This is a genomic window from Pseudomonas sp. AN-B15 (assembly GCF_019056475.1).
GTDB classification, from domain to species: Bacteria; Pseudomonadota; Gammaproteobacteria; order Pseudomonadales; family Pseudomonadaceae; genus Aquipseudomonas; species Aquipseudomonas parakoreensis.
This window is the reverse complement of sequence record NZ_CP049737.1, coordinates 2,341,804-2,362,072: the sequence shown is the minus strand read 5'-3', so window position 1 is coordinate 2,362,072 and position 20,269 is coordinate 2,341,804. Positions and strand designations below refer to the sequence as shown.

Below are 20,269 nucleotides of genomic sequence, written 5' to 3'. Positions count from 1 at the left end.
GGCGTTTTTATTCCCGTCTGAAAAATGCTTTTTTTCAATAGGTTACACATGAATCCTGATACTCCTCTTCAACTTCTGGGCGGTCTTACGGCGCGCGAATTCATGCGCGATTACTGGCAGAAAAAGCCGCTGCTGATCCGTCAGGCCATTCCTGACTTCGAAAGCCCGATCGACGCCGACGAACTGGCCGGCCTGGCCCTGGAAGAAGAGGTCGAGTCGCGCCTGGTGATCGAGCACGGCGAGCGCCCGTGGGAGCTGCGTCGCGGCCCGTTCGCCGAAGACGAATTCAGCAAACTGCCGGAAAAAGAGTGGACTTTGCTCGTTCAGGCCGTTGATCAATTCGTCCCGGAAGTCAGCGAACTGCTGGAAAACTTCCGCTTCCTGCCGAGCTGGCGCGTCGATGACGTGATGATCAGCTTCGCCGCTCCGGGCGGCAGCGTCGGTCCGCACTTCGACAACTACGACGTATTCCTGCTGCAAGGCCACGGCAAGCGCAACTGGAAGATCGGCCAGATGTGCGACTCCGAGAGCCCGCTGCTGCAACACGCGGATCTGCGCATCCTCGCCGAATTCCACGAAACCGAAGAGTGGGTGCTGGAACCGGGCGACATGCTCTACCTGCCACCGCGCCTGGCCCACTGCGGTGTCGCGGTCGACAACTGCATGACCTACTCGGTCGGTTTCCGCGCGCCGAGCGCCTCTGAAGTGTTGACCCATTTCACTGACTTCCTCAGCCAGTTCCTGACTGACGAAGAACGCTACACCGACGCCGATGCGAAACCGGTCAGCGATGATCCGCATCAGATCCAGCACGACGCACTCGGCCGCCTGAAAAGCCTGCTCGCCGAACACATGAGCGACGAACGCCTGCTGCTGACCTGGTTCGGCCAGTACATGACCGAGCCGCGCTACCCGGAACTGGTGGTCGGCCCGGAAGACGTTGAAGAAGATGACTTCCTCAATGCCCTGCAGGACGGTGCGGTGCTGATCCGCAACCCGAGCGCGCGCCTGGCCTGGTCGGAAGTCGATGACGATCTGCTGCTGTTCGCCAGCGGTCAGAGCCGTTACCTGCCGGGCAAGCTGCGCGAGTTGTTGAAGATGATCTGCGCCGCCGATGCGCTGCACGTCGACAACCTCGGCGAGTGGCTGAACGACGAAGACGGTCGGGGCCTGCTGTGTGAGCTGGTCAAACAGGGCAGCCTGGGATTTGCCGATGAATAAGATTCGCGTACGTGTCGCAGACTGGCAAAAGGACAACGCCGAGATCCGGCGCATTCGTGAAACGGTGTTCATCGCCGAACAATCAGTGCCACCCGAGCTTGAATGGGACGCCGATGACGCGACCGCCGTGCATTTTCTGGCGTTCGAAGGCGACTTTCCGATCGGCACCGCCCGCCTGCTGCCCGACGGGCACATTGGCCGGGTGTCGGTACTGAAGGACTGGCGCGGGATGAAGGTGGGCGATGCGCTGATGCAAGCGGTCATCGCCGAAGCCGAAGCCCGCGGCCTGCAGCAGCAGATGCTCAGCGCGCAGGTACAGGCCACAGCGTTCTATGAGCGCCTGGGCTTCAGCCTGGTCAGTGAGGAATTCCTTGAAGCCGGGATTCCGCATGTCGATATGGTTCGGCATTCGGCTTGATCAGTAGAGCTCCTGAGACCTCCATTGATTTTGTGATCTCTGGAGATCCTGTGGTGAGGGGATTTATCCCCGATGGGTCGCGGAGCGGCCCCAAAATTTCAGGTCTGCTTCGCAGCCATCGGGGATAAATCCCCTCACCACAAAGGCCCTTGAGCGCCCACTCAAAACGCCCCGCCATTTTCGGATGCCGGGGCGTTTTGCTGTCTACGATTCAACTTGCCCCACCCCGGGCCGACAAACTGGCAATATCAAGCCTTTCGAAAGCGGAGATAACGGACATGTCCCTACGCACCCTGCTCACCACCCTGCTGCTCGGCTGCAGTTTTTCGGTGATGGCAGCCACAGAAATCGTGCCCCTCAATTACCGCACTAGCGCAGATATGCTGCCGATGGCGCAGGACTTCATCGGCAAGGACGGTCAGGTCAGCGCCTATGGCAATCAACTGATCATCAAGGCCGAGCCGGACAAGATCCAGGAACTCAAGGCGCTGATCAGTCAACTCGACACTGCGCCCAAACGCCTGTTGATCACGGTCGATACCAATGAAAACAACGACCGTGGCGATGAAGGCTACTCGGTCAACGGCGCCCAACCGAACCAGACCCGCATCATCAGCCGCAGCACCGCCAGTCGCGACGGCGGCGTGCAACAGGTGCAAGCCACCGACGGCATGCCGGCGCTGATTCAAGTCGGTCAAAGTGTGCCGATCACCAGCAGCCAGACCAACTCCTACGGCGATTACAGCAGCCAGACGCAATACCGCAACGTCACCCAGGGTTTCTATGTGACGGCAAGCGTTACCGGCGACATCGTTCACCTGGCAATCAGTACCAACCGTGACCGCATGAGCCAGGAACGTCCCGATGTAGTGAACGTGCAAAGTACCGACACAACAGTCAGCGGACGCCTGGGTGAATGGATCACTCTCGCCGGGGTGAATCGCCAGACTCAGGCCGACAAACAGGGGCTGACCCGCAGCTACTCGACTCAAGGCCGGGATGACATGACCTTGCGGGTCAAAGTCGACTCTCTGGACTAAAGCACCGAAAACTGACTGATTAGTCGTATTAGACGAAAGATGTAGTGCTTGAAAAAAAGCACTACAAAACGTTTGACGAGCCAAAAAAGCGAAGGCATGATGGCCTCGCTCCCGCTAATCAGAGGCCCTGGCAAGGGCCTTCGAAGTGACGTCCGCACCTACCCCGCGAACCGCTTCGTGTCTGTACCGCCCACAAGGTGTGTTTGACGAGGTTGCCGACTGGAACGAAGTTGTCCCGAGGGACGGAAGCGTAATTAGGTAACCCGGCTTCACGCTGTAGAACGTATAAAGGCCCACGACGCCCGAATGCGCACGCAGTCCGCCACTACCTGCTCACTTCCCCTCGAGCCCATCGTTCATCCCGTCGCCTACCCCGCCGAACCCGACCTGACCGCCTAAGCTTCTGGTCAGCGAGCGCAGGAATTTTCCACCGCAGAACAACTTTTCATAAAGACGCGACGAGGTTTATCTCCATGGCACTGACACGCGAACAGCAAATTGCAGCCCTTGAAAAAGACTGGGCTGAAAACCCGCGCTGGAAAGGCGTGACTCGCACTTACTCCGCTGCTGACGTCGTCCGTCTGCGTGGCTCGGTTCAACCTGAGCACACCTTTGCAAAAATGGGCGCCGAGAAGCTGTGGAACCTGGTGACCCAGGGTGCCAAGCCGTCCTTCCGCCCAGAGAAAGATTTCGTCAACTGCATGGGCGCCCTCACCGGCGGCCAGGCTGTTCAGCAGGTCAAGGCCGGCATCCAGGCGATCTACCTGTCGGGCTGGCAGGTGGCTGCGGACAACAACTCCGCAGAATCGATGTACCCGGACCAGTCGCTGTACCCGGTGGACTCGGTGCCAACCGTGGTCAAGCGCATCAACAACTCGTTCCGTCGTGCTGACCAGATCCAGTGGAAAGCCGGCAAGAACCCGGGCGACGAAGGCTACATCGACTACTTCGCGCCGATCGTGGCTGACGCCGAAGCCGGTTTCGGCGGCGTACTGAACGCCTACGAACTGATGAAAAGCATGATCGAAGCAGGCGCCGCCGGCGTGCACTTCGAAGACCAGCTGGCCTCCGTGAAGAAGTGCGGCCACATGGGCGGCAAGGTGCTGGTTCCGACCCAGGAAGCCGTACAGAAGCTGACCGCTGCTCGTCTGGCTGCCGACGTTGCTGGTGTACCGACCATCATCCTGGCCCGTACCGACGCCAACGCTGCCGACCTGCTGACTTCCGACTGCGACCCGTACGACCAGCCGTTCGTGACTGGCACCCGTACCCAGGAAGGTTTCTACAAGGTTCGCGCCGGTCTGGACCAGGCCATCGCCCGTGGCCTGGCCTACGCACCGTACGCCGACCTGATCTGGTGCGAAACCGCCAAGCCGGACCTGGAAGAAGCCCGTCGCTTCGCCGAAGCGATCAAAAAGGAATACCCGGACCAGATCCTGTCGTACAACTGCTCGCCTTCCTTCAACTGGAAGAAAAACCTGGACGACGCAACCATCGCCAAGTTCCAGCGCGAACTGTCCGCCATGGGCTACAAGCACCAGTTCATCACCCTGGCCGGCATTCACAACATGTGGCACAGCATGTTCAACCTGGCGCACGACTACGCCCGCAACGACATGACTGCCTACGTGAAGCTGCAGGAGCAGGAATTCGCTGACGCCGCCAAGGGTTACACCTTCGTGGCTCACCAGCAGGAAGTGGGCACCGGCTACTTCGACGACATGACCACCGTAATCCAGGGCGGCACGTCCTCGGTCACCGCGCTGACCGGTTCGACCGAAGAAGAACAGTTCCACTGATTCGGCTTCGCTGAGCAAACGGCCTTTGCGGATCGTATAAAAAGCTAACCGCAAAGCCGCAAGACTGACGCCCCGACTGGTTCGGGGCGTTTTTTTGCCCGCAGAATTCCACCGCCCTGCAGGAACTGCCGCAGGCTGCGATCTTTTGATCTTGTCTTTAAAAAGCAAAGTCAAAAGATCGCAGCCTTCGGCAGCTCCTACAAAGGGTAGATCCTGCAACGACCCTTGTGGGAGCGAGCCTGCTCGCGAAAGCGTAGTGTCGCCTGCACATGCGGCGACTGACCCACCGCATTCGCGAGCAGGCTCATTCCACACGTTTCGTCTTCAGCCCCCGAGACAAAACATTGACCCAGAGCGGTATAGACGTCACAAAAATCAGCTAAAACGCTCGCCACCGCTACTTGCAGTAACAGGCATATAAGATAACTTTCTGTTTACTGCACCGCTAAACAGTTACAAAACCAGCACAAACGATATCAATTATCATTTAGCAGCAACTATGTTCGTTACATTTCCCACAAAACATAATTCGCCAAAACCTGGCTAATGCCCGCACTGCAAGGGCTACAGGACATCGGAGGTACGCTATGTCCTTATTCCAATAAATAATTTCGCTATAGGAATTTTACTTGCCGGGTGTTTAGCCATAAAATCAGCGCGATTGATTGCTGCGACATATCGTCACTGCCTATTTCTTTATCAAGCTCAGAGACCTTTGCTCTCTGTTAAGGATTACCAGCATGCCCGAAGCGACAGGACTCATGGCCCACAACTGGGGCTTTGCCATTTTCCTTCTGGGTGTCGTCGGCCTGTGCGCCTTCATGCTTGGCGTCTCCAGCCTCCTCGGGTCAAAAGCCTGGGGCCGCAGCAAAAACGAACCGTTCGAGTCCGGCATGCTACCTACAGGTGGCGCCCGCTTGCGGCTCTCAGCCAAATTCTATCTGGTCGCGATGCTGTTCGTGATCTTCGATATCGAAGCCCTCTTTCTCTTTGCATGGTCTGTGTCCGTCCGCGAAAGCGGCTGGACCGGATTCGTCGAAGCTCTCGTTTTCATAGCAATTCTGTTGGCAGGTCTTGTCTACCTGTTCCGAGTGGGCGCCCTTGACTGGGCTCCGGAAGCTCGTCGCAAGCGGCAGGCGAAGCTGAAACAATGAGGCTTTGGCAATGCAATACAATCTCACCAGAATCGACCCCGATGCTCCTAACGAGCAGTATCCGATCGGCGAACGGGAAACCGTTTCCGATCCGTTAGAGGATCAAGTCCACAAAAACATTTTCATGGGCAAGCTCGAAGACGTGCTGAGTGGCGCGGTTAACTGGGGGCGTAAAAACTCCCTGTGGCCGTACAACTTCGGCCTTTCGTGCTGCTACGTGGAAATGACCACCGCCTTCACGGCGCCCCACGACATCGCGCGCTTTGGCGCCGAAGTTATCCGGGCATCACCGCGTCAGGCCGACTTCATGGTTATCGCCGGTACCTGCTTCATCAAGATGGCGCCGATCATTCAGCGTCTCTACGAGCAGATGCTCGAACCGAAGTGGGTGATCTCCATGGGTTCGTGCGCCAACTCCGGTGGCATGTACGACATCTACTCCGTGGTTCAAGGGGTGGACAAGTTCCTGCCCGTGGACGTCTACGTACCTGGCTGCCCGCCTCGTCCGGAAGCATTCCTTCAAGGCTTGATGCTGTTGCAGGAATCGATCGGACAGGAGCGTCGTCCGCTTTCCTGGGTCGTTGGCGACCAAGGCGTTTATCGCGCCGACATGCCTTCGCAAAAGGAACAGCGCCGCGAACAGCGAATCGCAGTCACCAACCTGCGCAGCCCTGACGAAGTCTGATCCAGTCTGTTTCAAAGAAACGAGAAGCTGGCTTCATTCTTTACGTTGACCGAAAGCGAAAAAATAACCATGACTACAGGCAGCGCTCTGTACATCCCGCCTTATAAGGCAGACGACCAGGATGTGGTCGTCGAATTGAACAACCGTTTTGGCGCCGAAGCGTTCACCGCTCAGTCGACCCGCACCGGCATGCCGGTGCTGTGGGTGGCGCGCGCCAGACTCGTCGAAGTCCTGACCTTCCTGCGCAACCTGCCCAAGCCGTACGTCATGCTCTATGACCTGCACGGCGTGGACGAGCGTCTGCGCACCAAGCGTCAAGGGCTGCCATCGGGCGCCGACTTCACCGTGTTCTATCACCTCATGTCGCTTGAGCGTAATAGTGACGTGATGATCAAAGTCGCCTTGTCCGAAAGCGACCTGAGCTTGCCGACCGTCACCAGCATCTGGCCGAACGCCAACTGGTACGAGCGTGAAGTCTGGGACATGTACGGCATCGACTTCAAAGGCCACCCGCACCTGTCGCGCATCATGATGCCGCCGACCTGGGAAGGTCACCCGCTGCGCAAGGACTTCCCGGCGCGCGCCACCGAATTCGATCCGTTCAGCCTCAACCTCGCCAAGCAGCAGCTTGAGGAAGAAGCCGCGCGCTTCCGTCCTGAAGACTGGGGCATGAAGCGTTCCGGGGCCAACGAGGACTACATGTTCCTCAACCTGGGTCCGAACCACCCTTCTGCGCACGGTGCGTTCCGTATCATTCTGCAGCTGGACGGTGAAGAGATCGTCGACTGCGTGCCGGACATCGGTTACCACCACCGTGGCGCCGAGAAGATGGCCGAGCGTCAGTCCTGGCACAGCTTCATCCCGTACACCGACCGTATCGACTACCTCGGCGGGGTGATGAACAACCTGCCGTACGTGCTCTCGGTCGAAAAGCTGGCCGGCATCAAGGTGCCAGAGAAGGTCGACGTGATCCGCATCATGATGGCCGAGTTCTTCCGGATCACCAGCCACCTGCTGTTCCTCGGTACCTACATCCAGGACGTCGGCGCCATGACTCCGGTGTTCTTCACCTTCACCGACCGCCAGAAGGCGTACACGGTGATCGAAGCCATCACCGGTTTTCGTCTGCACCCGGCCTGGTACCGCATCGGCGGCGTCGCCCACGACCTGCCACGCGGCTGGGAAAAACTGGTGAAAGACTTCGTTGAATGGCTGCCAAAGCGCCTCGACGAATACACCAAGGCCGCCCTGCAGAACAGCATTCTCAAGGGTCGTACCATCGGCGTTGCCCAGTACAACACCAAAGAGGCGCTGGAATGGGGCGTCACCGGTGCCGGCCTGCGTTCCACCGGTTGCGACTTCGACCTGCGTAAAGCACGTCCATACTCCGGCTACGAGAACTTCGAGTTCGAAGTGCCGCTGGCTGCCAACGGCGATGCCTACGACCGCTGCATGGTGCGCGTCGAAGAGATGCGCCAGAGCGTCAAGATCATCGATCAGTGCCTGCGCAACATGCCGGAAGGCCCGTACAAGGCGGATCACCCGCTGACCACGCCGCCGCCGAAAGAGCGCACGCTGCAGCACATCGAAACCCTGATCACGCACTTCCTGCAGGTTTCGTGGGGCCCGGTCATGCCGGCCAACGAATCCTTCCAGATGATCGAAGCGACCAAGGGCATCAACAGTTATTACCTGACGAGCGACGGCGGCACCATGAGCTACCGTACCCGGATCCGTACTCCGAGCTTCGCGCACCTGCAACAGATCCCTTCGGTGATCAAAGGCAGCATGGTCGCGGACTTGATTGCGTACCTGGGTAGTATCGACTTCGTTATGGCCGACGTGGACCGCTAAGCATGAACAGCACGCTTATCCAGACAGACCGTTTCACCTTGAGTGAAACCGAGCGCTCGGCCATCGAGCACGAGCTGCATCACTACGAAGACCCGCGCGCGGCGTCGATCGAAGCCCTGAAGATCGTTCAGAAGGAACGCGGCTGGGTGCCGGATGGCGCCCTGTACGCGATCGGCGAGATCCTCGGCATCCCGGCCAGCGACGTTGAGGGCGTGGCAACGTTCTACAGCCAAATCTTCCGTCAGCCGGTCGGCCGCCACATCATTCGCGTCTGCGACAGCATGGTCTGCTACATCGGCGGCCACGAGTCGGTGGTCAGCGAGATCCAGAACAATCTGGGCATCGGCCTGGGTCAGACCACCGCCGACGGTCGTTTCACCCTGCTGCCGGTTTGCTGCCTCGGCAACTGCGACAAGGCACCGGCGCTGATGATCGACGACGACACCTTTGGCGACGTGCAGCCTGCCGGCGTGGCCAAACTGCTCGAGGGCTACGTATGACCCTGACATCTTTCGGTCCTGCCAACCGCATCAAGCGTTCGGCCGAGACTCACCCGCTGACCTGGCGCCTGCGTGACGACGGCGAAGCCGTATGGCTCGACGAATACCAGGCCAAGAACGGCTACGCCGCCGCGCGCAAAGCCTTCGCCGACATGGCCCAGGACGACATCGTCCAGACCGTGAAAGACGCCGGCCTCAAAGGTCGCGGCGGTGCAGGCTTCCCCACTGGCGTGAAGTGGGGCCTGATGCCCAAGGACGAATCCATCAACATCCGCTACCTGCTGTGCAACGCGGACGAGATGGAGCCGAACACCTGGAAAGACCGCATGCTGATGGAGCAACTGCCCCATCTGCTGATCGAAGGCATGCTGATCAGTGCCCGCGCACTGAAAACCTACCGTGGCTACATCTTCCTGCGTGGCGAGTACACCACCGCCGCCAAGCACCTCAACCGTGCCGTGGAAGAAGCCAAGGCTGCGGGCCTGCTGGGTAAAAACATTCTGGGCAGCGGCTTCGACTTCGAACTGTTCGTCCACACCGGCGCCGGGCGTTACATCTGCGGTGAAGAAACCGCACTGATCAACTCCCTCGAAGGCCGCCGCGCCAACCCGCGCTCCAAGCCGCCCTTCCCTGCCGCTGTCGGCGTGTGGGGCAAGCCGACCTGCGTGAACAACGTCGAAACCCTGTGCAACGTGCCGGCGATCATTGCCGACGGCGTTGACTGGTACAAATCGTTGGCCCGCGAAGGCAGCGAAGACATGGGCACCAAGCTCATGGGCTTCTCCGGCAAGGTCAAGAACCCCGGCCTGTGGGAACTGCCGTTCGGCGTCACCGGTCGCGAGCTGTTCGAAGACTACGCCGGCGGCATGCGCGACGGTTACAAGCTCAAGGCCTGGCAGCCAGGTGGCGCCGGTACCGGTTTCCTGTTGCCAGAACACCTCGACGCACAAATGTACGCCGGCGGCATCGCCAAAGTGGGCACCCGGATGGGTACCGGCCTGGCGATGGCGGTGGACGACAGCGTCAACATGGTCTCCCTGCTGCGCAACATGGAGCAGTTCTTCGCCCGCGAATCCTGCGGCTTCTGCACTCCGTGCCGTGATGGCTTGCCATGGAGCGTCAAGCTCTTGATGGCCATCGAAGAAGGTCGCGGTCAGCCAGGCGACATCGAGACCCTGCTGGGTCTGGTCGGCTTCCTCGGCCCAGGCAAGACCTTCTGTGCTCACGCACCGGGTGCCGTGGAGCCGCTGGGCAGTGCCATCAAATACTTCCGTCCAGAGTTCGAAGCCGGTATTGCGCCTGCAAGCGCCGCCGTCCCGCCTCTGGCAAGGCCGATCGTAATCGGCGCGTAAACGCTTAAAAAGGCGAAGGGTCCGTGCCCTTCGCCTTTCGTCCGATGACGCCTTTCGGGGCTGACTGGATTCGGACGGATAACAAGATTCCATTAGCCACGCCCGCTGACACCGGGCCAACGAAGACCTTTGAACCATGGCCACTATCCACGTAGACGGCAAAGCGCTCGAAGTCGACGGGGCAGACAACCTGTTACAGGCATGTCTGTCGCTGGGCCTCGACATCCCTTATTTCTGCTGGCACCCCGCGCTTGGTAGCGTCGGGGCTTGCCGCCAGTGCGCGGTCAAACAGTACACCGACGAGAACGACACCCGTGGTCGCATCGTCATGTCCTGCATGACCCCTGCCACCGACAACACCTGGATCTCCATCGACGATGAAGAATCCAAGGCGTTCCGCGCCAGTGTTGTCGAATGGCTGATGACCAACCACCCGCACGACTGCCCTGTGTGCGAGGAAGGCGGTCACTGCCACCTGCAAGACATGACGGTGATGACCGGCCACAACGAGCGCCGTTATCGCTTCACCAAACGCACCCACCAGAACCAGCAACTGGGCCCGTTCATTTCCCACGAAATGAACCGCTGCATCGCTTGCTACCGCTGCGTGCGTTTCTACAAGGACTACGCCGGCGGCACCGACCTCGGTGTATTCGGCGCCCACGACAACGTGTACTTCGGTCGCGTTGAAGACGGCACCCTCGAAAGCGAGTTCTCCGGCAACCTCACCGAGGTCTGCCCGACCGGTGTGTTCACCGACAAGACGCACTCCGAGCGCTACAACCGTAAATGGGACATGCAGTTCTCGCCGAGCATCTGCCATGGCTGCTCCAGCGGTTGCAACATCTCCCCGGGCGAGCGTTACGGCGAACTGCGTCGCATCGAAAACCGTTTCAACGGTTCGGTGAACCAGTACTTCCTGTGCGACCGTGGCCGTTTCGGTTATGGCTACGTCAACCGCACTGATCGTCCACGTCAGCCGTTGCTGGCCGACGGCACCAAGCTGAGCGTCGACGCTGCGCTGGATAAAGCCGCTGACCTGCTGCGCGGGCGCAACATCGTCGGTATCGGTTCGCCGCGTGCCAGCCTCGAAAGCAACTACGCGCTGCGTGAGCTGGTCGGCGCCGAGCACTTCTACTCCGGTATCGAAGCCTCCGAACTGGAGCGCATCCGCCTGGTCCTGCAAGTGCTGAAAGACAGCCCGCTGCCCGTGCCGAACATGCGCGACATCGAAGACCACGACGCTGTGTTCGTCCTTGGTGAAGACCTGACCCAGACCGCCGCCCGTATGGCGCTGGCCTTGCGTCAGTCGGTCAAGGGCAAAGCCGAAGACATGGCTGAAGCCATGCGCGTTCAGCCGTGGCTCGATGCTGCGGTGAAGAACATCGGCCAGCACGAACTGAACCCGCTGTTCATCGCCAGCCTGGCCGAAACCAAACTCGACGACATCGCCGAAGAATGCGTTCATGCAGCTCCGGATGATCTGGCGCGCCTCGGTTTCGCCGTGGCCCACGCGCTGGACGCCAGCGCCCCGGCCGTTGAAGGTCTGGACGCCGAAGCCCTTGAACTGGCCAAGCGCATCGCCGACGCCCTGCTCGCGGCCAAGCGTCCGCTGATCATCGCCGGTACTTCGCTGGGTTCCAAAGCCTTGATCGAAGCCGCTGCGAACATCGCCAAGGCCCTGAAGCTGCGCGAGAAGAACGGTTCGATCAGCCTGATCGTGCCGGAAGCCAACAGCCTCGGCCTGGCCATGCTCGGTGGCGAATCGGTCGACGCGGCGCTGCAAGCCGTGATCGATGGCAAGGCCGACGCCATCGTCGTGCTGGAAAACGATCTGTACACCCGCACCTCGAAAGCCAAGGTCGATGCCGCGCTGAACGCTGCGAAAGTAGTGATCGTTGCCGACCACCAGAAGACCGCCACCACCGACCGCGCGCAACTGGTGCTGCCAGCGGCGAGCTTCGCGGAAGGCGACGGTACGCTGGTCAGCCAGGAAGGCCGCGCCCAGCGTTTCTTCCAGGTTTTCGATCCGCAATACATGGATGCGAGCATTCTGGTTCACGAAGGCTGGCGCTGGCTGCACGCCCTGCGCTCGACCTTGCTGAACCAGCCGATCGACTGGACGCAACTCGACCACGTCACCGCTGCCGTGGCGTCGAGCACCGAGCAACTGGCGCGTATCGTCGATGCCGCGCCGTCTGCCGCGTTCCGCATCAAGGGTCTGAAACTGGCGCGTGAGCCGCTGCGTTATTCCGGTCGCACCGCGATGCGCGCCGACATCAGCGTTCACGAACCGCGCACCCCGCAAGACAAAGACACCGCGTTCGCCTTCTCCATGGAAGGCTACTCGGGCTCGGCCGAACCGCGTCAGCAGGTGCCATTCGCCTGGTCGCCGGGCTGGAACTCGCCGCAAGCCTGGAACAAGTTCCAGGACGAAGTCGGCGGTCACCTGCGTGCTGGCGACCCGGGCACCCGCCTGATCGAAAGCACCGGTGATTCGCTGAACTGGTTCGCCGCTGCTCCGCGCGCATTCAACCCGGCGCCGGGCACCTGGCAAGCCGTGCCGTTCTACCACCTGTTCGGCAGCGACGAAAACTCGTCGAAAGCCGCGCCGGTACAAGAGCGCATCCCGGCTCCGTACGTGGCGCTGGCCAAATCCGAAGCGGATCGCCTGGGCGTCAACGACGGTGCTCTGCTGAGCCTGAACGTGGCCGGCCAGACCCTGCGTCTGCCGCTGCGCATCAATGAAGAACTGGGCGCTGGTCTGGTGGCCTTGCCTGCGGGCATCGCCGGCATTCCACCGGCATTCGCCGGCCTGTCCGTCGACGGTCTGCAGGAGGCAGCGCAATGACCTGGTTCACCCCTGAAGTGATCGATGTGATCCTGACGGTCGTCAAAGCCATCGTGATTCTGCTGGCCGTTGTGGTCGCCGGCGCATTGCTCAGCTTTGTCGAACGTCGCCTGCTGGGCTGGTGGCAGGACCGTTACGGTCCGAACCGCGTTGGCCCGTTCGGCATGTTCCAGATCGCCGCCGACATGCTGAAGATGTTCTTCAAGGAAGACTGGACCCCGCCGTTTGCCGACAAGGTGATCTTCACCCTGGCACCAGTGGTGGCCATGTCCGCCCTGCTGATCGCCTTCGCGATCATCCCGATCACCCCGACCTGGGGCGTGGCGGATCTGAACATCGGCCTGCTGTTCTTCTTCGCCATGGCCGGTCTGTCGGTCTACGCGGTGCTGTTCGCCGGCTGGTCGAGCAACAACAAGTTCGCCCTGCTCGGCAGCTTGCGTGCCTCGGCGCAGACCGTGTCCTACGAAGTGTTCATGGGCCTGGCCCTGATGGGCATCGTGGTGCAGGTCGGCTCGTTCAACATGCGCGACATCGTCGAGTACCAGGCGCAGAACCTGTGGTTCATCATTCCGCAGTTCTTCGGCTTCTGTACCTTCTTCATCGCTGGCGTCGCCGTGACTCACCGTCACCCGTTCGACCAGCCGGAAGCGGAACAGGAACTGGCCGACGGTTACCACATTGAATACGCCGGTATGAAATGGGGCATGTTCTTCGTCGGTGAATACATCGGCATCATCCTGATCTCGGCGCTGCTGGTCACCCTGTTCTTCGGTGGCTGGCACGGTCCGTTCGGCATCCTGCCGCAACTGTCCTTCGTCTGGTTCGCACTGAAGACCGCGTTCTTCATCATGCTGTTCATCCTGCTGCGCGCATCCATCCCGCGTCCGCGTTATGACCAGGTGATGGATTTCAGCTGGAAATTCTGCCTGCCACTGACCCTGATCAATTTGCTGATAACCGCTGCGGTTGTGTTGTGGAACACACCTGCGGTTGCGGTTCAGTGAGGATTTGACCCATGTTCAAATATATTGGCGACATCGTTAAGGGTACCGGTACCCAGTTGCGCAGCCTGGTCATGGTCTTCGGCCATGGCTTTCGCAAGCGCGACACCCTGCAATACCCGGAAGAGCCGGTCTACCTGCCACCACGCTACCGTGGTCGCATCGTCCTGACCCGCGACCCCGATGGCGAAGAACGTTGCGTAGCCTGCAACCTGTGCGCCGTGGCTTGCCCGGTAGGTTGCATCTCGCTGCAGAAAGCTGAAACCGAAGACGGTCGCTGGTACCCGGACTTCTTCCGTATCAACTTCTCGCGCTGCATTTTCTGCGGTCTCTGCGAGGAAGCCTGTCCGACCACCGCGATCCAGCTGACCCCGGATTTCGAGATGGCCGAGTTCAAACGTCAGGACCTGGTGTACGAGAAAGAAGATCTTTTGATCTCCGGCCCCGGCAAAAACCCTGATTACAACTTCTATCGTGTTGCAGGTATGGCAATCGCTGGCAAGCCAAAAGGCTCCGCGCAGAACGAAGCCGAACCGATCAACGTGAAGAGCTTGCTGCCTTAAGGAAGAACGATGGAATTCGCTTTCTATTTCGCATCGGGTATCGCGGTTGTGTCCACGCTACGTGTGGTCACCAACACCAACCCTGTGCACGCCCTGCTCTACCTGATCATCTCGTTGATCGCCGTGGCCATGACCTTCTTTGCACTCGGCGCACCGTTCGCCGGCGTGCTGGAAGTGATCGCCTACGCCGGCGCCATCATGGTGCTGTTCGTGTTCGTGGTGATGATGCTGAACCTGGGCCCCGCCTCGGTTCAGCAGGAACGTAGCTGGCTCAAGCCCGGCATCTGGGCAGGACCGGTGATTCTCGCCGCCCTGCTGCTGGCCGAACTGCTGTATGTGCTGTTCGCTCACCAGAGCGGTCAGGCCATCGGCCACACCACCGTCGATGCAAAAGCCGTGGGCGTCAGCCTGTTCGGCCCGTATCTGCTGGTGGTCGAACTCGCCTCGATGCTGCTGCTCGCCGCAGCCGTCACGGCGTTCCATTTGGGCCGTAACGAGGCGAAGGAGTAAGACATGCCTGCTATCCCTCTCGAGCATGGATTGGCCGTTGCCGGCATCCTGTTCTGCCTTGGTCTGGTCGGCCTGATGGTCCGCCGCAACATTTTGTTCGTGTTGATGAGTCTGGAAGTGATGATGAACGCCTCTGCCCTGGCCTTCATCGTCGCTGGCGCCCGCTGGGCGCAACCGGATGGACAGATCATGTTCATCCTGGTGATCAGCCTGGCAGCCGCCGAAGCCAGTATTGGCCTGGCGATCCTGCTGCAACTGTATCGCCGCTTCCACACGCTCGATATCGACGCTGCCAGTGAGATGCGCGGATGAACCTAATCTTTCTGACTTTTGTATTCCCTCTGATCGGTTTCCTGCTGCTGTCGTTCTCCCGTGGACGCTGGTCGGAAAACCTCTCGGCGCTGATCGGCGTGGGCTCCATTGGCTTGTCGGCGATTGTTGCCGCCTACGTCATCTGGCAATTCAACGTCGCGCCACCCGAGGGCGGTCACTACACGCTGGTGCTGTGGAAGTGGATGGCGGTCGAAGGTTTCAAGCCTGACTTCGCCCTCTACATCGACGGCCTGTCGATCACCATGCTCGGCGTGGTGGTGGGCGTGGGTTTCCTGATCCACCTGTTCGCGTCCTGGTACATGCGCGGTGAAGCGGGTTACTCGCGCTTCTTCTCGTACACCAACCTGTTTATCGCCAGCATGCTGTTCCTGGTGCTCGGCGATAACCTGTTGTTCCTGTACTTCGGCTGGGAAGGCGTGGGCCTGTGCTCGTACCTGTTGATCGGTTTCTACTACAGCAACCGCAACAACGGTAACGCCGCACTCAAGGCCTTCATCGTGACCCGGATCGGCGACGTGTTCATGGCCATCGGCCTGTTCATCCTGTTCCAGCAAGTGGGCACGTTGAACATTCAGGAACTGCTGGTGCTGGCACCGCAGAAATTCCAGGCCGGCGACTTCTGGATCACCCTGGCGACCCTGATGCTGCTGGGTGGTGCGGTCGGTAAATCGGCGCAACTGCCGCTGCAAACCTGGCTCGCGGACGCGATGGCCGGCCCGACCCCGGTGTCGGCACTGATCCACGCCGCGACCATGGTGACAGCGGGTGTCTACCTGATCGCCCGTACCCACGGCCTGTTCACCCTGGCGCCGGAAATCCTGCACCTGGTCGGCATGGTCGGTGGTGTGACCCTGGTTCTCGCAGGTTTCGCCGCCCTGGTACAGACCGACATCAAACGTATCCTCGCCTACTCGACCATGAGCCAGATCGGCTACATGTTCCTGGCGCTGGGCGTGGGTGCCTGGGATGGCGCGATTTTCCACCTGATGACCCACGCCTTCTTCAAGGCCCTGCTGTTCCTTGCTTCCGGTGCGGTGATCGTTGCCTGCCACCACGAGCAGAACATCTTCAAGATGGGCGGTCTGTGGAAAAAACTGCCACTGGCCTACGCCAGCTTCATCGTCGGCGGTGCTGCACTGGCCGCCCTGCCACTGGTCACCGCCGGTTTCTACTCCAAGGACGAAATCCTTTGGGAAGCGTTCGCCAGCGGTAACCACGGTCTGCTCTACGCAGGTCTGGTCGGCGCGTTCATGACGTCGCTGTACACCTTCCGCCTGATCTTCATCACGTTCCACGGTGAAGCCAAGACCGAGGCCCACGCCGGTCACGGCATCGCTCACTGGCTGCCGCTGTCGGTACTGATCGTGCTGTCGACTTTCGTCGGCGCGATGATCGTACCGCCGCTGCACGGCGTACTGCCGGAAAGCGTCGGCCATGCCGGTGGCGAAGCCAAGCACAGTCTGGAAATCGCCTCGGGCGCCATCGCTCTGGCCGGTATCCTGCTGGCGGCCCTGCTGTTCCTCGGCAAGCGTCGCTTCGTGACGGCGATCGCCAACAGCGGCATCGGCCGTTTCCTTTCGGCCTGGTGGTTCGCTGCCTGGGGCTTCGACTGGATCTACGACAAACTGTTCGTCAAGCCGTACCTTGCGATCAGCCATGTACTGCGCAGAGACCCGCTCGACCAGACCATCGGTCTGATCCCGCGTATGGCCAAAGGCGGTCACACCGCCCTGAGCCGCACCGAGACCGGTCAACTGCGTTGGTATGCCGCCTCGATGGCTGCTGGTGCCGTGCTGGTAATCGGCGCCATCGTGCTGGTAGCGGTCTGATATGAACCTTGCGAATTTGCGAAAGGAAACGAGCCCGTCATGATTCTGCCTTGGCTAATCCTGATCCCCTTCATCGGCGGCCTGCTGTGCTGGATGGGTGAGCGCTTCGGCGCTACCCTCCCCCGCTGGATTGCGCTGTTGACCATGACCCTGGAACTCGCCCTCGGCCTCTGGCTGTGGGCCCACGGTGACTATTCATTTGCGCCGGCGCCTGGCGCCGATCCGACCTGGGCACTTGAGTTCAAGCACGTCTGGATCCAGCGCTTTGGCATCAACGTGCACCTGGCCCTCGACGGCCTGTCGCTGTTGATGATCCTGCTGACCGGTCTGCTGGGTATCCTCTCGGTACTCTGCTCGTGGAAAGAGATTCAACGTCACGTTGGCTTCTTCCACCTGAACCTGATGTGGATCCTGGGCGGTGTTGTCGGCGTGTTCCTCGCCCTCGACCTGTTCATGTTCTTCTTCTTCTGGGAAATGATGCTGGTGCCGATGTACTTCCTCATCGCGCTCTGGGGTCACAGTTCTTCGGACGGCAAGAAAACCCGGATCTACGCGGCGACCAAGTTCTTCATCTTCACTCAGGCTTCCGGCCTGATCATGCTGGTGGCGATCCTCGGTCTGGTGCTGGTCAACTTCAACAACACCGGCGTGATTACCTTCAACTACGCCGACCTGTTGAAGACCAAGATGTCGATGACCACCGAGTACATCCTGATGCTCGGCTTCTTCATCGCCTTCGCGGTCAAGCTGCCAGTCGTACCGTTCCACTCGTGGCTGCCTGATGCCCACGCCCAAGCGCCGACTGCCGGTTCCGTCGACCTCGCCGGTATCCTGCTGAAAACCGCGGCCTACGGCCTGCTGCGTTTTGCCCTGCCGCTGTTCCCGAATGCCTCGGCCGAGTTCGCGCCGATCGCCATGACCCTCGGTCTGATCGGGATCTTCTACGGTGCGTTCCTCGCTTTCGCGCAAACCGACATCAAGCGTCTGATCGCCTTCTCTTCCGTTTCCCACATGGGCTTCGTGTTGATCGGCATCTACTCCGGCAGCCAACTGGCGCTGCAAGGTGCAGTGATCCAGATGCTGGCGCACGGTCTGTCGGCCGCGGCACTGTTTATCCTCAGCGGTCAGCTGTACGAGCGTCTGCACACTCGGGACATGCGTGAGATGGGCGGTCTGTGGTCGCGTATCGCTTATCTGCCGGCGATCAGCCTGTTCTTTGCAGCCGCCTCTCTGGGTCTGCCGGGTACCGGTAACTTCGTCGGCGAGTTCCTGATCCTGATCGGTACGTTCGCCAGTGCGCCATGGATCACCGCGATTGCCACCTCCGGTCTGGTGTTCGGCTCGGTCTACTCGCTGATCATGATCCACCGTGCCTACTTCGGTCCGTCGAAATCGGATTCGATCCTGCACGGCATGGACGGTCGCGAACTGACCATGGTGCTGGGCCTTGCGGCGCTGCTGATTTACCTCGGCGTCTACCCGCAACCGTTCCTCGACACTTCCGCCGCCACGATGCATGGCGTGCAGCAGTGGCTCGGCACCGCCTTCACTCAACTCGCTTCGGCCCGGTAAGAGCGCTATGGAATTCACGATTCAACACTTTATTGCGCTTGCGCCACTGTTGATCACCAGCCTCACCATTATCGTGGTGATGCTGGCAATCGCCTGGCGCCGCAACCACTCGCAGACCTTCCTGATCTCGGTCGCCGGTCTGAACCTGGCCCTGCTGTCGATCCTGCCAGCCCTGAAAGTCGCGCCTCTGGCTGTGACGCCATTGCTGCAAGTCGACACCTTCGCCTGTCTGTACATGGCGCTGATCCTGGTCGCCACTCTCGCCTGTGTGACCCTCGCCCACGCCTACCTCGGCGATGGCGGCTCGGGTTACCCGGGCAACCGTGAAGAACTGTACCTGCTGATCCTGATGGCCGCCGCCGGTGGTCTGGTTCTGGTCAGCGCGCAGCATCTGGCCGGGTTGTTCATCGGTCTGGAACTGCTGTCGGTGCCGGTCTACGGTCTGGTGGCTTACGCCTTCTTCAACAAGCGTTCGCTGGAAGCCGGCATCAAATACATGGTGCTGTCGGCCGCGGGTTCCGCGTTCCTGCTGTTCGGTATGGCCCTGCTCTACGCTGACGCCGGCACCCTGAGCTTCAACGGTATCGGTCAGGCACTGGCTACCACCAACCTGCCGAGCTCGCTGGCGCAGCTGGGTCTGGGCATGATGCTGATCGGTCTGGCGTTCAAGCTGTCGCTGGTACCGTTCCACCTGTGGACGCCGGACGTGTACGAAGGTGCTCCGGCGCCAGTGGCCGCGTTCCTCGCCACGGCGTCGAAGGTTGCCGTGTTCGCGGTGATGGTGCGTCTGTTCCAGATCTCCCCTGCCGCGAGCAGTGGCGTGCTGAGCGACGTACTGAGCGTCATCGCCATCGCCTCGATCCTGTTCGGTAACCTGCTGGCCCTGACCCAAAGCAACCTCAAGCGTCTGCTCGGTTACTCGTCCATCGCACACTTCGGCTACCTGCTGATCGCGCTGGTGGCGAGCAAGGGGTTGGCGGTGGAAGCCATCGGCGTGTATCTGGTGACTTATGTGATCACCAGCCTCGGCGCGTTCGGCGTGATCACCCTGATGTCCTCGCCGTACAACGGCCGTGACGCCGACGCGCTGTACGAATACCGCGGCCTGTTCTGGCGCCGTCCGTACCTGACCGCGGTACTGACCGTGATGATGCTGTCCCTGGCCGGTATCCCGCTGACCGCTGGCTTCATCGGCAAGTTCTACATCATCGCCACCGGTGTCGAATCGCACCAATGGTGGCTGGTCGGCTCGCTGGTACTGGGCAGCGCCATCGGCGTGTTCTACTACCTGCGCGTGATGGTCACCCTGTACCTGATCGAACCGAACCTGCGCCGCCACGACGCCCAGCTGCACTGGGAACAGAAGGCAGGCGGCGTGATGCTGCTGGCCATCGCCGTGGTTGCGTTCTTCCTCGGTGTGTACCCGCAGCCATTGCTGACGCTGGTTCAGCAGGCGGGTCTGGCGGGCTGATTGCTCGGCTGGCTGGAAACGGAAACGGCACCTTCGGGTGCCGTTTTTGTTTTTGCGGGAATCAACATCAAAAGATCGCAGCCTTCGGCAGCTCCTACATTGGGATGGTATGCGGT

The 20,269-nt window shown here is 60.4% G+C and carries 17 protein-coding genes; all 17 read left to right on the top strand.

Going from position 1 to position 20,269, the window contains the following annotated elements; translation table 11 throughout:
* The first annotated feature begins 48 nt into the window (after positions 1-48).
* The 17 genes from GTQ41_RS10615 to nuoN all read left to right on the top strand — a co-directional run bounded on the left by GTQ41_RS10615 (position 49) and on the right by nuoN (position 20,153).
* Positions 49-1,221: a cupin domain-containing protein gene (locus GTQ41_RS10615; RefSeq protein ID WP_041073232.1), complete on the top strand. Its 1,173-nt coding sequence runs from the start codon at positions 49-51 to the stop codon at positions 1,219-1,221.
* Positions 1,214-1,639 carry a GNAT family N-acetyltransferase gene (locus GTQ41_RS10610; RefSeq protein WP_003223818.1) on the top strand — a complete coding sequence of 142 codons (426 nt, stop codon included), beginning with the start codon at positions 1,214-1,216 and terminating at the stop codon, positions 1,637-1,639. The genes GTQ41_RS10615 and GTQ41_RS10610 overlap by 8 nt, the downstream gene beginning before the upstream one ends.
* A 278-nt stretch (positions 1,640-1,917) precedes the next feature.
* Positions 1,918-2,679 carry a secretin N-terminal domain-containing protein gene (locus GTQ41_RS10605; protein WP_047291730.1) on the top strand — a complete coding sequence of 254 codons (762 nt, stop codon included), beginning with the start codon at positions 1,918-1,920 and terminating at the stop codon, positions 2,677-2,679.
* A gap of 473 nt (positions 2,680-3,152) precedes the next feature.
* On the top strand, positions 3,153-4,478 hold the full coding sequence (gene aceA, locus GTQ41_RS10600) for an isocitrate lyase (RefSeq protein WP_041073228.1): 1,326 nt from the start codon (positions 3,153-3,155) through the stop codon (positions 4,476-4,478).
* 740 nt (positions 4,479-5,218) lie between these two features.
* Complete coding sequence (locus tag GTQ41_RS10595) at positions 5,219-5,632, top strand: NADH-quinone oxidoreductase subunit A (RefSeq protein ID WP_003223812.1); 414 nt, start codon at positions 5,219-5,221, stop codon at positions 5,630-5,632.
* 10 nt (positions 5,633-5,642) lie between these two features.
* The gene (locus GTQ41_RS10590) at positions 5,643-6,317 is read left to right on the top strand and encodes an NADH-quinone oxidoreductase subunit B family protein (protein ID WP_003223809.1); all 675 of its coding nucleotides are present in this window, start codon (positions 5,643-5,645) and stop codon (positions 6,315-6,317) included.
* 69 nt (positions 6,318-6,386) lie between these two features.
* Entirely contained in the window at positions 6,387-8,171 is a 1,785-nt protein-coding gene (gene nuoC / locus GTQ41_RS10585; protein WP_041073225.1) for an NADH-quinone oxidoreductase subunit C/D, read from the top strand.
* A gap of 2 nt (positions 8,172-8,173) precedes the next feature.
* A complete protein-coding gene (gene nuoE, locus GTQ41_RS10580; protein WP_003223804.1) occupies positions 8,174-8,671 on the top strand; it encodes an NADH-quinone oxidoreductase subunit NuoE in 498 nt (165 codons plus the stop codon).
* On the top strand, positions 8,668-10,023 hold the full coding sequence (gene nuoF, locus GTQ41_RS10575) for an NADH-quinone oxidoreductase subunit NuoF (protein WP_041073222.1): 1,356 nt from the start codon (positions 8,668-8,670) through the stop codon (positions 10,021-10,023). Before nuoE ends, nuoF begins: the two co-directional genes overlap by 4 nt.
* 136 nt (positions 10,024-10,159) lie before the next feature.
* On the top strand, positions 10,160-12,874 hold the full coding sequence (gene nuoG, locus GTQ41_RS10570; protein ID WP_047291725.1) for an NADH-quinone oxidoreductase subunit NuoG: 2,715 nt from the start codon (positions 10,160-10,162) through the stop codon (positions 12,872-12,874).
* Positions 12,871-13,878 carry an NADH-quinone oxidoreductase subunit NuoH gene (gene nuoH, locus GTQ41_RS10565; RefSeq protein WP_047291723.1) on the top strand — a complete coding sequence of 336 codons (1,008 nt, stop codon included), beginning with the start codon at positions 12,871-12,873 and terminating at the stop codon, positions 13,876-13,878. The genes nuoG and nuoH overlap by 4 nt, the downstream gene beginning before the upstream one ends.
* Positions 13,879-13,889: 11 nt before the next feature.
* Positions 13,890-14,438 (top strand): NADH-quinone oxidoreductase subunit NuoI, encoded by a 549-nt coding sequence (gene nuoI / locus GTQ41_RS10560; RefSeq protein ID WP_003223795.1) that lies wholly within the window; start codon positions 13,890-13,892, stop codon positions 14,436-14,438.
* Positions 14,439-14,447: 9 nt separating this feature from the next.
* Positions 14,448-14,948, top strand: coding sequence for an NADH-quinone oxidoreductase subunit J (gene nuoJ, locus GTQ41_RS10555; RefSeq protein ID WP_041073216.1), 501 nt, complete (start codon positions 14,448-14,450; stop codon positions 14,946-14,948).
* A 3-nt stretch (positions 14,949-14,951) separates the two neighbouring features.
* Positions 14,952-15,260 carry an NADH-quinone oxidoreductase subunit NuoK gene (gene nuoK, locus GTQ41_RS10550; protein WP_003180046.1) on the top strand — a complete coding sequence of 103 codons (309 nt, stop codon included), beginning with the start codon at positions 14,952-14,954 and terminating at the stop codon, positions 15,258-15,260.
* The gene (gene nuoL, locus GTQ41_RS10545) at positions 15,257-17,110 is read left to right on the top strand and encodes an NADH-quinone oxidoreductase subunit L (protein WP_047291720.1); all 1,854 of its coding nucleotides are present in this window, start codon (positions 15,257-15,259) and stop codon (positions 17,108-17,110) included. The genes nuoK and nuoL overlap by 4 nt, the downstream gene beginning before the upstream one ends.
* 39 nt (positions 17,111-17,149) lie before the next feature.
* On the top strand, positions 17,150-18,682 hold the full coding sequence (nuoM, locus tag GTQ41_RS10540) for an NADH-quinone oxidoreductase subunit M (RefSeq protein ID WP_027614661.1): 1,533 nt from the start codon (positions 17,150-17,152) through the stop codon (positions 18,680-18,682).
* Between the two features lie 7 nt (positions 18,683-18,689).
* The gene (gene nuoN / locus GTQ41_RS10535) at positions 18,690-20,153 is read left to right on the top strand and encodes an NADH-quinone oxidoreductase subunit NuoN (protein WP_047291718.1); all 1,464 of its coding nucleotides are present in this window, start codon (positions 18,690-18,692) and stop codon (positions 20,151-20,153) included.
* The last annotated feature ends 116 nt before the right edge of the window (positions 20,154-20,269 follow it).

Excerpts from the sequence above, each read along its gene's own strand:
- GTQ41_RS10615 (WP_041073232.1), top strand. The coding sequence starts at position 49 with ATGAATCCTGATACTCCTCTTCAACTTCTGGGCGGTCTTACGGCGCGC.
- GTQ41_RS10610 (WP_003223818.1), top strand. The coding sequence starts at position 1,214 with ATGAATAAGATTCGCGTACGTGTCGCAGACTGGCAAAAGGACAACGCC.
- GTQ41_RS10605 (WP_047291730.1), top strand. The coding sequence starts at position 1,918 with ATGTCCCTACGCACCCTGCTCACCACCCTGCTGCTCGGCTGCAGTTTT.
- aceA (WP_041073228.1), top strand. The coding sequence starts at position 3,153 with ATGGCACTGACACGCGAACAGCAAATTGCAGCCCTTGAAAAAGACTGG.
- GTQ41_RS10595 (WP_003223812.1), top strand. The coding sequence starts at position 5,219 with ATGCCCGAAGCGACAGGACTCATGGCCCACAACTGGGGCTTTGCCATT.
- GTQ41_RS10590 (WP_003223809.1), top strand. The coding sequence starts at position 5,643 with ATGCAATACAATCTCACCAGAATCGACCCCGATGCTCCTAACGAGCAG.
- nuoC (WP_041073225.1), top strand. The coding sequence starts at position 6,387 with ATGACTACAGGCAGCGCTCTGTACATCCCGCCTTATAAGGCAGACGAC.
- nuoE (WP_003223804.1), top strand. The coding sequence starts at position 8,174 with ATGAACAGCACGCTTATCCAGACAGACCGTTTCACCTTGAGTGAAACC.
- nuoF (WP_041073222.1), top strand. The coding sequence starts at position 8,668 with ATGACCCTGACATCTTTCGGTCCTGCCAACCGCATCAAGCGTTCGGCC.
- nuoG (WP_047291725.1), top strand. The coding sequence starts at position 10,160 with ATGGCCACTATCCACGTAGACGGCAAAGCGCTCGAAGTCGACGGGGCA.
- nuoH (WP_047291723.1), top strand. The coding sequence starts at position 12,871 with ATGACCTGGTTCACCCCTGAAGTGATCGATGTGATCCTGACGGTCGTC.
- nuoI (WP_003223795.1), top strand. The coding sequence starts at position 13,890 with ATGTTCAAATATATTGGCGACATCGTTAAGGGTACCGGTACCCAGTTG.
- nuoJ (WP_041073216.1), top strand. The coding sequence starts at position 14,448 with ATGGAATTCGCTTTCTATTTCGCATCGGGTATCGCGGTTGTGTCCACG.
- nuoK (WP_003180046.1), top strand. The coding sequence starts at position 14,952 with ATGCCTGCTATCCCTCTCGAGCATGGATTGGCCGTTGCCGGCATCCTG.
- nuoL (WP_047291720.1), top strand. The coding sequence starts at position 15,257 with ATGAACCTAATCTTTCTGACTTTTGTATTCCCTCTGATCGGTTTCCTG.
- nuoM (WP_027614661.1), top strand. The coding sequence starts at position 17,150 with ATGATTCTGCCTTGGCTAATCCTGATCCCCTTCATCGGCGGCCTGCTG.
- nuoN (WP_047291718.1), top strand. The coding sequence starts at position 18,690 with ATGGAATTCACGATTCAACACTTTATTGCGCTTGCGCCACTGTTGATC.